The organism is Streptomyces sp. XY006 (assembly GCF_002237655.1).
GTDB classification, from domain to species: domain Bacteria; phylum Actinomycetota; class Actinomycetes; order Streptomycetales; family Streptomycetaceae; genus Streptomyces; species Streptomyces levis.
On the sequence record NZ_NOKT01000005.1, the window covers coordinates 1 to 16,015 of the forward strand.

12 protein-coding genes are annotated in these 16,015 nt (G+C 70.8%); 4 read left to right on the forward strand and 8 right to left on the reverse strand.

From position 1 onward, the window contains the following. Positions 1-98 precede the first annotated feature (98 nt). Positions 99-470 (reverse strand): NTP pyrophosphohydrolase, encoded by a 372-nt coding sequence (locus tag CHR28_RS07650; protein ID WP_094052733.1) that lies wholly within the window; start codon positions 468-470, stop codon positions 99-101. Positions 471-551: 81 nt separating this feature from the next. On the opposite strand from CHR28_RS07650, the gene CHR28_RS07655 reads away from it, so the two are divergent. From CHR28_RS07655 to CHR28_RS07665, 3 genes are all read left to right on the forward strand, one after another. Beyond that, positions 552-1,571, forward strand: a complete 1,020-nt coding sequence (locus CHR28_RS07655; protein WP_094052734.1) for a hypothetical protein — start codon at positions 552-554, stop codon at positions 1,569-1,571. A 242-nt stretch (positions 1,572-1,813) separates the two neighbouring features. Continuing rightward, positions 1,814-3,085 (forward strand): nucleotide sugar dehydrogenase, encoded by a 1,272-nt coding sequence (locus tag CHR28_RS07660; RefSeq protein WP_094052735.1) that lies wholly within the window; start codon positions 1,814-1,816, stop codon positions 3,083-3,085. Beyond that, positions 3,082-4,863 carry a glycosyltransferase gene (locus tag CHR28_RS07665; RefSeq protein ID WP_094052736.1) on the forward strand — a complete coding sequence of 594 codons (1,782 nt, stop codon included), beginning with the start codon at positions 3,082-3,084 and terminating at the stop codon, positions 4,861-4,863. Before CHR28_RS07660 ends, CHR28_RS07665 begins: the two co-directional genes overlap by 4 nt. Positions 4,864-4,940: 77 nt before the next feature. On the opposite strand, the gene CHR28_RS07670 is transcribed toward CHR28_RS07665, so the two are convergent. From CHR28_RS07670 to CHR28_RS07700, 7 genes are all read right to left on the reverse strand, one after another. After that, on the reverse strand, positions 4,941-6,365 hold the full coding sequence (locus CHR28_RS07670; protein WP_256984156.1) for a polysaccharide deacetylase family protein: 1,425 nt from the start codon (positions 6,363-6,365) through the stop codon (positions 4,941-4,943). A gap of 59 nt (positions 6,366-6,424) precedes the next feature. Beyond that, on the reverse strand, positions 6,425-7,864 hold the full coding sequence (locus tag CHR28_RS07675) for a cellulose binding domain-containing protein (RefSeq protein ID WP_094052738.1): 1,440 nt from the start codon (positions 7,862-7,864) through the stop codon (positions 6,425-6,427). A 161-nt stretch (positions 7,865-8,025) separates the two neighbouring features. Beyond that, a complete protein-coding gene (locus tag CHR28_RS07680) occupies positions 8,026-10,155 on the reverse strand; it encodes a 3-hydroxyacyl-CoA dehydrogenase NAD-binding domain-containing protein (protein ID WP_094052739.1) in 2,130 nt (709 codons plus the stop codon). After that, the gene (locus CHR28_RS07685; protein ID WP_094052740.1) at positions 10,152-11,369 is read right to left on the reverse strand and encodes a thiolase family protein; all 1,218 of its coding nucleotides are present in this window, start codon (positions 11,367-11,369) and stop codon (positions 10,152-10,154) included. Before CHR28_RS07685 ends, CHR28_RS07680 begins: the two co-directional genes overlap by 4 nt. Before the next feature lie 280 nt (positions 11,370-11,649). Continuing rightward, positions 11,650-12,939, reverse strand: a complete 1,290-nt coding sequence (locus CHR28_RS07690) for a ribonuclease D (protein WP_094052741.1) — start codon at positions 12,937-12,939, stop codon at positions 11,650-11,652. Between the two features lie 219 nt (positions 12,940-13,158). Further along, the gene (locus CHR28_RS07695) at positions 13,159-13,821 is read right to left on the reverse strand and encodes a response regulator transcription factor (protein ID WP_003993737.1); all 663 of its coding nucleotides are present in this window, start codon (positions 13,819-13,821) and stop codon (positions 13,159-13,161) included. A 348-nt stretch (positions 13,822-14,169) separates the two neighbouring features. Next, positions 14,170-14,844, reverse strand: a complete 675-nt coding sequence (locus CHR28_RS07700) for a DUF3000 domain-containing protein (RefSeq protein WP_094052742.1) — start codon at positions 14,842-14,844, stop codon at positions 14,170-14,172. 101 nt (positions 14,845-14,945) lie between these two features. Here CHR28_RS07700 and hemE point away from each other — a divergent pair, with 101 nt between their 5' ends. After that, positions 14,946-16,013: a uroporphyrinogen decarboxylase gene (gene hemE, locus CHR28_RS07705; protein ID WP_094052743.1), complete on the forward strand. Its 1,068-nt coding sequence runs from the start codon at positions 14,946-14,948 to the stop codon at positions 16,011-16,013. Positions 16,014-16,015 lie beyond the last annotated feature (2 nt).

The following is a 16,015-nucleotide window of genomic DNA, read 5'->3' on the forward strand; positions in this document are numbered from 1 at the left end:
GATCAACGTGCTCTTCGCGATGCTCCGCGACGGCACCTTCTACGAACCCAGAACCCCACACCTCGCTTGACGAAACACATAGAGGCACCCCCCGGGCGCTACGGGCGTACCGTGCGTGGGCCGGCCACCTTTGCGCCCAGGGCCGTGACCCGGTCGCGTAGTTCGCGGTCCGCCGTGATCACCAGGACGGGGCGGTCGCCGGCGGACGCCACCGTTTCGACGATGTGGTCGTCCCCGCTGCCCGGCGCCGACGACACCCGGACCCCGGGTACCGACTCCACTCCCCGGGCCGCTCCTTCCACGACGAGGACGATCTCCACGGGCCCGGACACCCCCGGCACCCCGTGCGTCGCCAGCCGGTCCCGCAGCCGCTCCGCGGCCCCGCGCCGGTCCCGCCACCACCCGTCCGGGACCGATCCGACGACGTTCGCGGCGTCGACCACGACCAGCAGGGGCTCAGGGGCGTTCATACGGCCAGGGTCGCACGACAGGTGCCCCGCCGTGCCAGGGGCGGGCCACGCCGGGCCACCGGGCCCGCATAAAGTGAACTGGTGAACGGCGACTGGCTCCTGCGCGGCCGTGACGGCCGCCTCACCGTCTACCTGCCCTCCGGCGAAGCCGTCCTGTGCCGCGCGGAACGCGGCCCCGGCGGCCCCTGGGAGGACGCCCCGCGCACCGTCGGCGGCACCCAGAAGCTGCACCCGGGCGCGGCGGTCGGACAGGGCGCCGACTCCTATGCCCACCTCGCGGCCTGGCGGCCCACCGTGCCGGGGGAGTCGGGGCTCGTGCACACCACGCACTTCCGGCCCCTGCTGGCGGCCCTGGACTGGGTGCCGATCGGGCACCCCGACAAGAACGGCGACCGGACCGGCCCACCGGCCGTGGCCGTCGACGGGCCGGGCCGCGGCTACGTCTTCGTCCGCAACGCGGGCGGCGGGGTGAGCCTGCGCAACCAGAAGGTGAAGGGCGGCTGGGGCGGCTGGCTGGACCTCGGTGGCCAGGACGTCGCGGAGCAGCTGGCTCCGGTGGCGGCGGAGTCGGGGCGGGTCGAGCTGTACGCCTGCGCGCCCGGCACGCTCCTGCACTGGCACCAGGAGGGCGACGGCAAGAAGCCGGTGCGGGCCGGCGAGGTGGAGGCCGCCGTCCGCCCCGGGACCCTGTGCGCGCTCGCCACGTCCGCGGAGCACACCACCGTCTTCTTCACGGACGACTCGGGGGACGTGTGCGCCTGGCGGCCCGGCGAGAAGCCGGTGCCCCTGCTCGCGGCCGCCGGGCCGGGGCCGGTCTCCGCGGTGCGCTGCGTCATCGAGGGGCACGACTGCACCGTGCTCGCGCAGCGCTCGGCGAGCGGCCGGGTCGCCTTCGCCGCGTATCCCACCGAGCAGGAGTCGGCCGGGGCCTGGTGGACGGAGTCCGGTCCGCAGCTGCCGTCCGACGCCCTGGTCTCGGTGGCGCTGGACGAGCACGAAGAGCTCGTCGCCGCCTCGCTGTCGCCCTCGACCGGGGCCCTGCTCCTCACCCGCCGCAAGGACGAGCCGGGGCTCGCGCTGGAGGCCTGGCGGGAGATCTGACCCTCCCGTCCGGCCCCTCGCGAAACGGAGGGGAGCCGTTCGTTCCGTGACTCTTGTCGCACCAGACACACGAGGTGTGTCAAGGGTTGTATGGATGTGTGCGTGACAAGACCCACCTCGGGTGAACATGGTCAAAAAGTGAAGGTCTTGTTAACCTCCTCAGACTTGTTCGATTTTGCTCGGGGGGCCGGTTGCTGCTGCGTCTGGCCGACGCCGTGGCAACGGGGTTGGGGAATGATGTCGTGAGCAGATCCTCCACGGTGGATCTTGTCGTTGTCGGACTCGGTTACGTGGGGCTGCCGTTGGCCAGATCCGCGGCCGCAGCGGGTCTGAAGGTGGTCGGTCTCGACCGCAGCCGGCGCGTGGTCGACGGACTGAACGCCGGCCGTTCGCACGTCGACGACATCACCGACGCCGAAGTGCGCGCCATGCTGGAGCAGGGCTTCCGGGCCGTCGACGAGGCCCAGGTCATCGCCGACGCCGCCGCGGTGGTCGTCTGCGTCCCGACCCCGCTCACCGACCACGGCGCCCCCGACCTCGGCGCGGTGCACGCCGCCGTGGACGACATCGCCGCCCACCTGAGCGCCGGCACCCTGGTCGTGCTGGAGTCGACGACGTACCCGGGCACGACCGACGAGGTCGTCCGCCCGCGCCTGGAGGCCGGCGGCCTGCGGGTCGGCGTCGACTTCCACCTCGCCTTCTCCCCGGAGCGCATCGACCCGGGCAACCCCACCTTCGGCCTGGAGAACACCCCCAAGGTCGTCGGCGGCATCACGGCCGACTGCACGAAGGCCGCCCGCGCCCTGTACGAGCGGTTCGTCAACCGCGTCGTCGAGGCCAAGGGCACCCGCGAGGCCGAGATGGCCAAGCTGCTGGAGAACACCTACCGGCACGTCAACATCGCCCTCGTCAACGAGATGTCGATGTTCTGCCGCGAGATCGGCGTCGACCTCTGGGACGCCATCCGGTGTGCTTCCACGAAGCCGTTCGGGTTCGCGCCGTTCTACCCCGGCCCCGGCGTCGGCGGGCACTGCATCCCGATCGACCCGAACTACCTGTCGTACAAGGTGCGTTCGCTGGGCATCCCGTTCCGGTTCGTGGAGCTGGCGCAGGAGATCAACCAGCGGATGCCCGTGCACGTCGTCAACCGCGCGGCCGACCTGCTCAACGACCAGGGCAAGGCCGTGCGCGGCTCCCGGGTGCTGCTCCTCGGTGTGACGTACAAGCCGGACATATCCGACCAGCGGGAGAGCCCGGCGCTGGCCGTCGCCGAGAACCTCCTCGCGCGCGGCGCCGAGCTCGTCTACTTCGACCCGCGCGTCGAGGACTGGCAGGTCGGGGGCGCGTCCGTCGAGCGGGCCGGGGACTACCTCGCCGCCGCCGAGGACGCCGACCTCACCATCCTGCTCCAGCCGCACCGCGAGATCGACCTGGACGCGCTCGCGGACCGGGCCCGGGCGCTGTTCGACACCCGGGGCAAGTCCGCCGACCACCCGCGGGTGGTCAAGCTGTGACTGCCGAAGACACGTACATACCGGGAGCCGTCGACTCCGGTGGCCGTCGGGCCCACCGCAAGCGGCGGCACCTGAAAGTCTCGTACTTCGTCTTCCTGGGCCTGGCCGCGCTGATCGCCACCCGGCTCGACGCCGGCTCCCTCCACCTGTACTCCATGGGCGCCATGGGCCTGCTGGCCCTGAAGATGATCGGCGCCCTGTTCTACCGTCCGGCCAAGGCCGGGCGGGAGGAACTGGAGTACCTGGAGAACGCCTGGGTCACCGCGGTCATCCCGATCTACAACGAGGACCCGGTGATGTTCGAGCAGGGCATGCGCAGCCTCCTCGCGCAGAGCCGCCTGCCGAACGAGATCCACATCATCGACGACGCCAGCGCCAACGACTCCGGCATCCGCGCGGCGAAGAAGCTGCGCCGCGAGTTCGAGGCCAAGGGCGTCAAGTACACCGTCAGCGTCCAGCCCGAGAACAAGGGCAAGCGCGAGGCGCTGGCGCTGGGCTTCGAGGCCGCGCCGTACTCCGACATCTTCCTGTGCGTCGACTCGGACACCGTGCTGTCCCGGGACACCGTGCGTGAGCTGCTGCTGCCGCTGGCCGACGAGAAGATCATGGCCTCCACGGGCATGGTGCTGGCGCTCAACCACGACAGCAACATCTTCACGCGCCTGCAGGACCTGCGCTACGGCAACTCGTTCCTCTTCGAGCGGGCCGCCTACTCCCGGCTGAAGTCGGTGCTTTGCTGCTGCGGCGCGCTCTCCGCCTACCGCGGCACGCTGGTGCGCAAGTACCTGCCGGACTTCCTCAACCAGCAGTTCCTGGGCAAGCCGGCCGTCTTCGGCGACGACCGCCGCATGACCAACTACTGCCTGATGGAGGGCCAGGTCGTCTTCCAGGAGACGGCCGTCGGCTACACCGCCGTCCCCGAGAAGCTGCCGCACTTCCTGCGCCAGCAGGTCCGCTGGAACAAGTCCTTCTTCCGCGAGTCCCTCTGGGCGTTCCGCCACCAGAAGAAGTACCGCCCGGCCTTCTGGCTGACCTGCATGGAGCTCGCGCTCTGGCTGGTCTTCGGCTCGGCGATGTTCTACTCGATGGTCGTCCTGCCCATCATCAAGCCGCAGCAGTTCCTGAACCACATCGGGGACTACCTGATCTTCATGGTGCTCATGGGGTACCTGCGCAACGTCCGCTACCTGGACTTCCCGCGCCGCGGCATGGGCTTCATCAAGCGCTTCGGCATGTTCCTGCTCGCGCCGATCTACGGCGTGATCCAGCTGACGCTGCTCACCCCGCTGCGCTTCTACGCCCTGTTCACCCTGCACAAGGGCAGTTGGGGCACCCGCCAGGGCGGCGTCGAGGTGTCCGTGGCCGGTGACCACGAGCACGACGTGACGGAGATCTTCGAGGAAGAGGACCCGTACTCCGACAAGAAGGTCACCGAGACGCTGCAGCTGATGCGTCTGGAGGGCGTCGCCCTGCGCACCCGGCCCCGCCCGGCGGGCAGCATCCCCTCCCAGCCGCAGCCGATCCCCGGCTACGACGAGCAGCACCACGCGGCGGTCCCGCAGCAGCGCGTGTCCTGGGGCGCCCCGGCCCCGGCCGGCCAGCAGCAGTGGCAGGGCGGCGGCCACCCCGGTCACCCCGACCCGTACCAGCAGCAGTACCCGGGCCAGGGCCACGACCCCCAGCAGGGCGGCTACCCGTACCAGGACCCCGCCTGGCAGCAGGGGCAGGGGCAAGGCCAGGGACAGGGCCCGGGCTACGGGCAGGGCGGCGGCTGGTAGCGCCGCGGCGGTACGAAGAGACGAAGAGAGGGGCGGCCGGGGGCCGCCCCTCTCTTGTGTGTCCGTGGGCTCGGGCCTCAGGTGTAGGAGGCCATCGCTTCCTCGACCGTCAGCACCGGGATGTCCCGGTCGTCGATCGCCTTCATCAGGGTCTCCAGGCCGGCCTTGCCGATCTCGGTGCTGGTCGCCGGCGGGCCCTCGGTGACCTTGTGCAGGCAGAGGATCAGCCAGTCACCGCTGTTGACGCACCGGTCGAGCTTGCCGCCCGCGCCCGTGAGCTTCGACAGCGCCGTACCGCCGATGCCCGTGCCGTCGTTGATGCCCGTCAGCGCCTTGAGGCGGTAGGGCATCGCCGGGGCGAACGACTCGATGGTCTCGGAGATGATCGACCGGGCGGTGGTGAAGTGCCGGCTCGCGATCTGGTCCACCGGGACGCCGTCGGAGGTCTTCTGGAACGCGCCGTGCGGATAGGCGAAGTGCTCGCTGGTGAAGCCGTTGGACACCAGCCACTCGCGCAGTTTGCGGAAGTCGTCGTCGGCCTGCTCTGCGGTGAGCTTGGGGTAGCTGGCCGTGTGGACGGCGTTGGCGTACGAGTGGCCCGCCATCTCCCAGCCGGAGAAGTCCTGCATGGACCGCATCTGGCCCAGCGTCAGGAAGCTGCCGGTGCCGATGGCGTCGGCGATGTTGTACACCGTGCCGGGGAAGCCGAAGCGGTCCATGACCGGCCGGGCCAGGTCGTGGATCGACTTGTGGGAGTCGTCGAAGGTGATGGAGACGACGCCCTTGGGGAAGACCGAGACCGTGTCCGGGATCAGCTCCACGGCCTGCAGCCGGTAGGTCACCGGGCCGCCCGCGTTGTCGTACACGGCGAACGACATGTCGGTGAAGCCGGTCTTCGTCGACGGCTTGCCGTCGGCGCCGATGGAGTACGTCCCGGCCGCCGCGTTGACGTCCGCCCACTGCAGGTGGACCGTGACCCACTCGCCGGACTGGACGTAGTTGGCCGAGGTCTTGGAGTGGACGTGGAAGGTCCAGGCGAAGTGGTTCGCGAGCGAGCCGCTGCCCAGGTAGAAGACCATCTTGGCCAGGTTGGTCACGTCGTCGACGCGGAAGACCAGCCGGATCATCTTGCCGCTCAGGCTCATCGCGGTCATGCCGGTCTTGCGGACGTAGGACTGCTTGCCGGTGCCGTTGGTGGTCACCCGGACCGCCTGGGTGCCGCGGACGAACTGGGTCGTGTCGTTCGCCTCGGCCGAGGCCGTGCCCGCGCCGCCGGGCGTCCAGCCGTGCCCCGACTGGAACTGCTGGGTCCAACTGGCCCGGCGATACTTGGGGCGGCGCCCGGAGGGGGCGTAGAGAGGAGGCGTGGTGAGGCCTCCGATGGCACCCTCGGCGGCGGGGGCCGCGGCCGGCTGTGCCATCACCTTGCCCATCCACGCGCCCGCTCCGGCCATCGCGACGCCCCCCGCGCCGCCCATCAGCAGCGCGGAACGCCTGCTCACCACCGGTTTGTTCTCCGTTGCCTCGGCAGTGTGCCTGTGGGCGCCGGACCGCCTGTTCCTCACCGGGTCTCCCGAACCGTGTCGAAGTAGTTCATGCCCTCGTCGGTGAAGCCGGCCACCTGGGACTGGACTTCCTCCGCCGACAGCGTGTCGTTCGCGTTGTAGTAGAGCCAGTCGACCTTCATGTCCCAGGCGCGTTCGCCCTTGAACGGCAGGTCGATGAACCAGTGGTTGAAGTTCACGGACATGTCCGCGCGCGGCGCGTACTTGCCGTTGCTCAGGAACAGCTTCTTGCCGTCGAGCCAGTAGGCGACCACGCCGCCCTTCACCCGGATCAGCACGGTGTGCCAGGCGTCGAGGCTCTTGTTCGTGGTCTCGTAGACCCGGTCGTTGGTCTTGTGGTCGTACCAGGTGACCGTGTCGAGCTTCGGGCCCGGCCGTCCCCAGCCGCCGTTGGGCATGTACTCGTTGTCCAGCTCGCTGTACTTCGAGCCCTTGCCGCCGATGGTGTAGAAGGTCTGGTTGACGTGGTCGCCGGCCTCGCCGGCCGCGGGTCCGTCACTGAAGTGGATACGGGCCGCGTAGGTGCCGTCGCGGAACTTGCTCGCGGCCGTGCCGAGGCTCGCCTGCTTCGTCCCGGCCTTCGTGCCGTCCGTGCTCGCGCGCAGGTTGAGCACCTGGCCGTCCGCGTGGGAGCCCTCGGCGGTGGGGAAGCTGACGCCCTGTGCCGACCAGGTGTTCTCGATGCCCGGGCCGCCCTTGCTGGTGCGCACCAGCCAGCCGTGCTTGAACAGGGCGGGGTCCTTGGGACCCAGGTAGCTGAAGTCGTCGAACAGCACCCCGGCCGGCGGGGCGGGCAGCGCCTCGGGCGCGGTCTTCGCCGCGGCCTTCTTCTCGTCGCTCGCCTTCGTGCCGTCCGGCTCCTCGCCCCAGGCGAGGACGCCCCGCTTGTACGCGGTGACCTCCTCGGCCTCCTTGTAGGACGTCTTCTCGGCGTCGAAGGAGCGGTCGTCGGACTGCTTCAGCTTCTTGTGGTCGGTGCGGAACAACTGGACGTCGATGCCCTTGCTGTTGGCACCGGGCTTCAGGTCGCCGGCGCCCTCGGTGAACCGCAGCTCCAGGTAGTGGTCGGCGGTGTCGGTGGGCTTGTCCATCGCGACGATCCGCCCGGCCACGTTCGAGCAGCCGAAGACGGCGTTCACACAGTTGAAGGCGTAGGAGGCGGAGTCCTCGGCGGTGAACCAGTACCGGAGCGTGACATCGCTCAACGGCAGTGCCGTGCCGGTGTCGTTGAAGACCTCCAGCGACGGCTTGGCCGCCGCGGCCGTGGCGGGGGTGTCGGTGCGGTAGCGGACCTTCAGCTCGGGCGGGTCCGGGTTGGCCGCCTTCCACACCGGGTACAGCGCGGTACCTCCGGCCGCCACCACGGCCACGAGGAGCAGGAGCCTGATCTTGGGCCACACCCGGCGTCCGGGCGGTCGGCGGCGGGAGGACGCCACGAAAGACTCCTTCGAGGACCCCGGCGGCCTTGGGTGGAGACCGTCAGAGCCGGGTAAACAATGGTCGGATTGTGTGAGGATCCTATCCGTGCGGACAAACGCAGAGGGGGGCGGGTGCACGGATTGTTACCGTACGCCCCACCCCCCTCAGGGGTAACGCGTTACGCCGGGACGCTCGCGACGCCCGGAGCCAGGAACTTCTTGCCGTTGACGCGCTCGGAGACGCCCTCGCGGTCGAGGTACGGCGTGATGCCGCCCAGGTGGAACGGCCAGCCGGCGCCCGTGATGAGGCAGAGGTCGATGTCCTGCGCCTCGGCGACGACGCCCTCGTCGAGCATGATGCCGATCTCCTGCGCCACCGCGTCCAGGACGCGGTCGCGGACCTGCTCCTCCGTCAGGACGGTGTCGCCCTGCTTCAGCAGCGCGGCGACCTCGGGGTCCAGCTCCGGCTTGCCGGAGTCGTAGACGTAGAAGCCGCGCTTGCCCGCCTCGACGACCGCCTTGAGGTTCGGGGAGACCGTGAAGCGGTCCGGGAACGCCCGGTTGAGTGTCTCGGAGACGTGCAGACCGATCGCCGGGCCGACCAGCTCCAGCAGGACCAGCGGCGACATCGGCAGACCGAGCGGCTCGACGGCCTTCTCGGCGACCTCGACGGGCGTGCCCTCGTCGATGACGTTCTGGATCTCGCCCATGAAGCGGGTCAGGATGCGGTTCACGACGAACGCCGGGGCGTCCTTGGTGAGGACCGCGGTCTTCTTCAGCTTCTTGGCGACGCCGAACGCCGTGGCCAGGGAGGCGTCGTCGGTCTGCTCGCCGCGGACGATCTCCAGCAGCGGCAGGACGGCGACCGGGTTGAAGAAGTGGAAGCCCACGACCCGCTCGGGGTGCTTCAGCTTCGAGGCCATCTCCGACACCGACAGCGAGGAGGTGTTGGTGGCGAGGATCGCGTGCGCCGGGGCGACCGCCTCGACCTCCGCGAACACCTGCTGCTTGACGCCCATCTCCTCGAAGACCGCTTCGATGATGAAGTCGGCGTCCGAGAAGCCCTCGGCCTTGTCCAGCACACCGGACACCAGCGCCTTGAGGCGGTTGGCCTTGTCCTGGTTGATACGGCCCTTGCCGAGCAGCTTGTCGATCTCGCCGTGGACGTAGCCCACGCCCTTGTCGACGCGCTCCTGGTCGATGTCGGTCAGCACGACCGGCACCTCCAGGCGGCGCAGGAACAGCAGCGCGAGCTGGGAGGCCATCAGACCGGCGCCGACGACACCGACCTTGGTGACCGGGCGGGCCAGGGACTTGTCCGGGGCGCCGGCGGGGCGCTTGCCGCGCTTCTGCACCAGGTTGAAGGCGTAGATGCCGGCGCGCAGTTCACCGCCCATGATGAGGTCGGCGAGGGCCTTGTCCTCGGCGTCGTAGCCCTGCTGCAGGTCGCCGTTCTTGGCGGCGGCGATGATGTCCAGGGCGCGGTAGGCGGCCGGGGCGGCGCCGTGCACCTTGGAGTCCGCGATGAAACGGCCCTTGGCGACGGCCTGGTCCCAGGCCTCGCCGCGGTCGATCACCGGGCGCTCGATCTCCAGCTCGCCCTTGAGGACGGCGGAGGTCCAGATCAGCGACTGCTCCAGGAAGTCCGCGCCCTCGAAGATGGCGTCGGCGATCCCGAGCTCGTAGACCTGCTTGCCCTTGAGCTGCTTGTTCTGGTTGAGGCTGTTCTCGATGATCACCGAGACGGCCTTCTCGGGGCCGATCAGGTTCGGCAGGATCGTGCAGCCGCCCCAGCCCGGGACCAGACCGAGGAAGACCTCGGGCAGGGAGAACGCCGGCACGGCCGCGGAGACGGTGCGGTAGGTGCAGTGCAGACCGACCTCGACACCGCCGCCCATCGCGGCGCCGTTGTAGTACGCGAAGGTCGGCACGGCCAGCTGCGACAGCCGCTTGAAGACCTCGTGGCCGCCCTTGCCGATGGCGAGGGCGTGCTCGTGCTCCTTGAGGATCTCCACGCCCTTGAGGTCGGCGCCGACCGCGAAGATGAACGGCTTGCCGGTGATGCCGACGCCGACGATCTCGCCGTCCGCCGCCTCCTTCTCGACCTGGTCGATGGCGGTGTTCAGGTTCGCCAGCGAGGCCGGGCCGAAGGTGGTCGGCTTGGTGTGGTCGTGCCCGTTGTCCAGGGTGATCAGCGCGAAGCGCCCGGCACCCAGGGGGAGGTCGAAGTGGCGTACGTGCGCACTGGTGACGACCTCGTCCGGGAACAGTTCGGAAGCCTGCTTCAGAAGCTCGGCGGTGGTGCTCACTTGTCCCCCTCGAAGTGCGGGTTCTCCCAGATGACCGTCGCGCCCATGCCGAAGCCGACGCACATGGTCGTCAGGCCGTAGCGGACGTGCGGCTGCTCCTCGAACTGGCGGGCCAGCTGCGTCATCAGACGGACGCCGGAGGAGGCGAGCGGGTGACCGAAGGCGATGGCGCCGCCGTACTGGTTGACGCGCTCGTCGTCGTCGGCGATGCCGTAGTGGTCGAGGAAGGCCAGGACCTGGACGGCGAAGGCCTCGTTGATCTCGAACAGGCCGATGTCGGAGATCGACAGACCGGCCTGGGCCAGCGCCTTCTCCGTCGCCGGGATCGGGCCGTAGCCCATGACCTCCGGCTCCACACCCGCGAAGGAGTAGGAGACCAGGCGCATCTTCACGGGGAGGTCGTTCTCCCGCGCGAACTCCTCGGAAGCGATGAGGGAGGCGGTGGCGCCGTCGTTCAGACCGGCCGCGTTGCCCGCGGTGACCCGGCCGTGGACGCGGAACGGGGTCTTCAGGCCCTGGAGGTTCTCCAGGGTCGTGCCCGGGCGCATCGGCTCGTCGGCGGTGACCAGGCCCCAGCCGGTCTCGCCGGCCTCGGCGTTGGTGCGGCGGACCGAGATCGGCACCAGGTCGGCCTGGATCTTGCCGTTGGCGTACGCCTTGGCGGCCTTCTCCTGGGAGCGCACCGCGTACTCGTCGGCGCGCAGCTTGGTGATCTGCGGGTAGCGGTCGTGCAGGTTCTCCGCGGTCATGCCCATGAAGAGGGCCGACTCGTCGACGAGCTTCTCGGAGACGAACCGCGGGTTGGGGTCGACGCCCTCGCCCATGGGGTGGCGGCCCATGTGCTCGACGCCGCCGGCGATGGCGATGTCGTAGGCGCCGAAGGCGACGGAGCCGGCGACCGTGGTGACGGCGGTCAGGGCGCCGGCGCACATGCGGTCGATGCTGTAGCCCGGGACGGACTGCGGCAGGCCGGCGAGGATGCCCGCGGTGCGGCCGATGGTCAGGCCCTGGTCACCGATCTGCGTGGTCGCGGCGATGGCGACCTCGTCGATCTTCTTGGGGTCCAGGCCGGGGTTGCGGCGCAGCAGCTCCCGGATCGCCTTCACGACGAGGTCGTCGGCACGGGTCTCGTGGTAGATGCCCTTCGGGCCCGCCTTGCCGAACGGGGTGCGGACGCCGTCGACGAAGACGACGTCCCTGACGGTACGAGGCACGATGGCTCTCCTCCAGGGTCAGGATTGCAGTGCTGCTGCGATGCGCTGAGCGCGCGCTCAGTCCCCATGCTACTTATGAGTAACGTAGCTGCACACCCCTGACAGGCGGAGCGGCGAAGGTCACACCTCCGGAGGATCTTGGCGTGATCTCGACGTCCCTGGTCTGCCGCAAAGGCCTCCGGCGCCCCCGAAGGGGCGCGGGGAACTGCGCGAACGGCCACGGACGACCCGCACTCGCCGCCCGAGAAGGCCCCCTACGGCGCCTTGGCGGACGAACCCCTTACGGCGCCTTGGCGGACAAAGCGGTCACCAGTACCGGCGTGACCTGCTCCACCTGCCACGGCCGGGCCCCGTGCCCGGCCAGCGCCGCCGCGACGGACTCCGCGTCCACCACCGCCGGCGGCTCCCAGCACACCCGCCGCACCGTGTCCGGCGTGATCAGGTTCTCCTGCGGCATGTTCAGTTCCTCGGCGAGCGCCGACACCCCGGCCCGCGCGGCGGACAGCCGCGCCGCCGCGGCGGGATCCTTGTCGGCCCAGGCGCGCGGCGGCGGCGGCCCGGCCACCGGCTGCCCCGGCTGCGGCAGCTGCGCCTCGCTCAGCGCCTTCGCCCGGTCCACCGCCGCCTGCCACTGCTCCAGCTGCCGCTTGCCCATCCGGTGCCCGAAGCCGTTCAGCGCGGCCAGCGCGTGCACGTTGGCCGGGAGGGCGAGCGCGGCCTCCACGATGGCCGCGTCCCCGAGCACCTTGCCCGGCGAGACGTCCCGCCGCTGCGCGATGCGGTCCCGGGTCTGCCACAGCTCGCGCACGACGGCCAGCTGCCGCCGCCGGCGCACCTTGTGCATCCCCGATGTGCGCCGCCAGGGGTCCTTGCGGGGCTCGGCCGGCGGGGCCGAGGCGATCGCGTCGAACTCCTGACGGGCCCATTCGAGCTTGCCCTGCCGGTCCAGCTCCTTCTCCAGCGCGTCCCGCAGGTCGACCAGGAGCTCGACGTCCAGCGCCGCGTAGCGCAGCCAGGGCTCGGGCAGCGGCCGGGTGGACCAGTCGACGGCGGAGTGGCCCTTCTCCAGCACGAAGCCCAGCACGCTCTCGACCATCGCGCCGAGGCCGACCCGGGGGAACCCGGCGAGCCGCCCGGCCAGCTCCGTGTCGAACAGCCGCGTCGGCACCATGCCTATCTCGCGCAGGCAGGGCAGGTCCTGGGTGGCCGCGTGCAGCACCCACTCGACGCCGGACAGGGCGTCGCCCAGCGCGGACAGGTCGGGGCAGGCCACGGGGTCGATCAGTGCGGTGCCCGCGCCTTCGCGGCGCAGCTGTACGAGGTAGGCGCGCTGGCCGTAGCGGTAGCCGGAGGCCCGCTCGGCGTCGACGGCGACCGGGCCGGAGCCGGCCTCGAAGGCGGCGATGACCCGGGCCAGGGCGGCTTCGTCCGCCACGACGGGCGGAATGCCCTCACGCGGCTCCAGCAAGGGGATCGGCGCCTCCACAGCAGAAGATCCGCCGTCGTCCGGAGGGGCGCCTCCGGTGGTTCGCAGTGGGCTGTCTGCTGCGGTGTCGTGGGCGTCGGTCACCTGTCAAGAGTATCCATGTATGGACAGCGCCCGCCGACGGAACGTTCCGTCGACGGGCGCCCGAGGGTCGCAAACCAGTCATGTCGGGGAAGTGGCGGGTTCACGAGCCGCGCGTGAGGGGAAGGGGACCGAGCGGCCGGTCCCGTTCACGTGAGTGAATGATCACGAAGGGTCGGGTCGGAGCGGATGCGGTGAGGTGCGGACGGCCGGGGCTCGGGGTCAGTGGATGATGCCGGTCCGCAGCGCCACCGCCACCATCCCGGCACGGTCGCCCGTGCCGAGCTTGCGGGCGATGCGCGCGAGGTGGCTCTTGACGGTCAGTGCGGACAGGCCCATCGAGACGCCGATCGCCTTGTTCGACTGGCCTTCGGCGACCAGCCGCAGCACCTCGACCTCGCGGCCGGACAGTTCGCGGTAGCCGCCCGGGTGGCTCGGGGCACCCGGGGGGCGGCGGTGCAGGCGCGCGGCGGCGGCGCCGATGGGGGCGGCGCCCGGCCGGGTGGGGAGCCCGACGTTGGTGCGCGTGCCGGTGACGACGTAGCCCTTCACTCCGCCGGCGAGGGCGTTGCGCACGGCGCCGATGTCGTCGGCCGCGGAGAGGGCGAGGCCGTTGGGCCAGCCCGCGGCGCGGGTCTCGGACAGCAGAGTGAGGCCGGAGCCATCCGGCAGGTGGACGTCGGCGACGCAGATGTCGCGGGGGTTGCCGATGCGGGGACGAGCCTCCGCGATGGACGAGGCCTCGATGACATCGCGCACACCGAGCGCCCACAGGTGGCGGGTGACGGTGGAGCGGACGCGCGGGTCGGCCACGACCACCATGGCGGTCGGCTTGTTCGGGCGGTAGGCGACCAGGCTTGCGGGCTGCTCGAGGAGAACGGACACCAGGCCTCCTGGGGTGCGGGACGGGGCCGGCTCGTGGGGGTGAAGCCGGGACGAACCGTGCTTTCAAGGTCACAGTCGTCTTCGGCACCAGGCCCGTCCGCCTTTAGAGAATGATCACGATTCGGTGATAACAATCCGCGCAATTCGGACACGCGGTCGATCATTCGAAGGTCGGACGGTTTCGGTCTGCGTCGGTACGCGGTCGAAAGTGGCCGTATCGACAAAGTGATTCGGCCAAGAGGGGGACGCAGGTGTGATCGTCGACAGGGCAGCGTTGACCACCCCGTACAAGTTCGATCAGCACGGGGTGGATCAAGGAGTGGAATACGGGGGTGGAGCGGGGTTCGGTCAGCGGGACTGGGGCCCGCGCCGCTGCGGCAGCGTCACCACGGAGGCGTCGCCCGGCACGGCCGGGGGCAGCCCCGCGACCTGGGCGAGCAGATCGCACCAGGACGCCAGGTGGGCGGCCGTGTCCGGTACGCCGCCCAGGCCCTCGCGCGGCGTCCACGACGCACGGATCTCGATCTGCGAGGCGGCGGGACGGGCGGACAGCCCGCCGAAGTAGTGGGAGCTCGCCCGCGTGACCGTGCCGCTCGGCTCCCCGTAGGTCAGCCCGCGGGCCTGCAGCGCGCCGGTCAGCCAGGACCAGCACACCTCCGGCAGCAGCGGGTCCGCGGCCATCTCCGGCTCCAGCTCCGCGCGCACCAGCGTCACCAGCCGGAACGTACCCCGCCAGGCGTCGTGCCCGGCCGGGTCGTGCAGCAGCACCAGACGGCCGTCGGCCAGGTCCTGGTCGCCGTCGACGACCGCGGCCTCCAGCGCGTAGGAGTACGGGGCGAGCCGCTTGGGCGCCGGTGTCGGCTCGACCTCGATCTGAGGTCGCAGCCGCGCCGCCCTGAGCGCGTCGACTGCGGCCCGGAAGGGCAGCGGGGCGGAGTCCGCCTCCCGCCGGTCGTTCTCGGTGTCCTTCGCTTCGTCCATTCCGCCAGCGCCGTCCGACAGTCGTCCCTGAGCCGCAGCCATGCGGGAAGATTACGGGGACCGGAGCCCGGGTGCGGGGCTAGACACCCCGCGCCTGTCCAGGGGCTGGATCGCGCTGTCCGGCGGCGTGCGAAACTTGGCCCGTGAGTGCCAACGACGCCCCCCGGGCCCCGCAGCCGTCCGCCCCGTACGACTCCGCCTTCCTCAAGGCGTGCCGGCGGGAGCCCGTGCCGCACACGCCGGTGTGGTTCATGCGGCAGGCCGGGCGTTCGCTGCCGGAGTACCGCAAGGTGCGCGAGGGCGTTCCGATGCTGGAGTCCTGCATGCGGCCCGAGCTGGTCACCGAGATCACGCTCCAGCCGGTCCGCCGGCACGGCGTGGACGCGGCGATCTACTTCAGCGACATCGTCGTCCCGCTCAAGGCCATCGGCATCGACCTGGACATCAAGCCCGGCGTCGGCCCGGTCGTGGAGCGCCCGATCCGCACCCGCGAGGACCTCGCGCAACTGCGCGACCTCACGCCCGAGGACGTCTCCTACGTCACCGAGGCCATCGGCCTGCTCACCGGCGAGCTCGGCGCCACGCCCCTGATCGGCTTCGCCGGCGCCCCCTTCACCCTGGCCAGCTACCTCGTCGAGGGCGGCCCCTCGCGCACGTACGAGAACGCCAAGGCGATGATGTACGGCGACCCGGAGCTGTGGGCCGACCTGCTGGACCGCCTCGCGGACATCACGGCCGCGTTCCTGAAGGTGCAGATCGAGGCGGGTGCCTCGGCCGTCCAGCTGTTCGACTCCTGGGCCGGTGCCCTGGCCCCGGTCGACTACCGGCGCTCGGTGCTGCCGGCGTCGGCGAAGGTCTTCGAGGCCGTCGCCGGGTACGGCGTCCCGCGCATCCACTTCGGCGTCGGCACCGGCGAGCTGCTGGGCCTCATGGGCGAGGCCGGCGCGGACGTCGTCGGCGTCGACTGGCGCGTGCCGATGGACGAGGCCGCCCGCCGCGTCGGCCCCGGCAAGGTGCTCCAGGGCAACCTCGACCCCACCGTGCTGTTCGCCCCGGCCGAGGCCGTCGAGGCCAAGACCCGGGAGGTCCTGGAGTCGGCGGCGGGCCTGGAGGGCCACGTCTTCAACCTGGGCCACGGCGTCATGCCGGCCACGGACCCCGACGCGCTGACCCGGCTCGTGGAGTACGTCCACACGCAGACCGCCCGCTGACC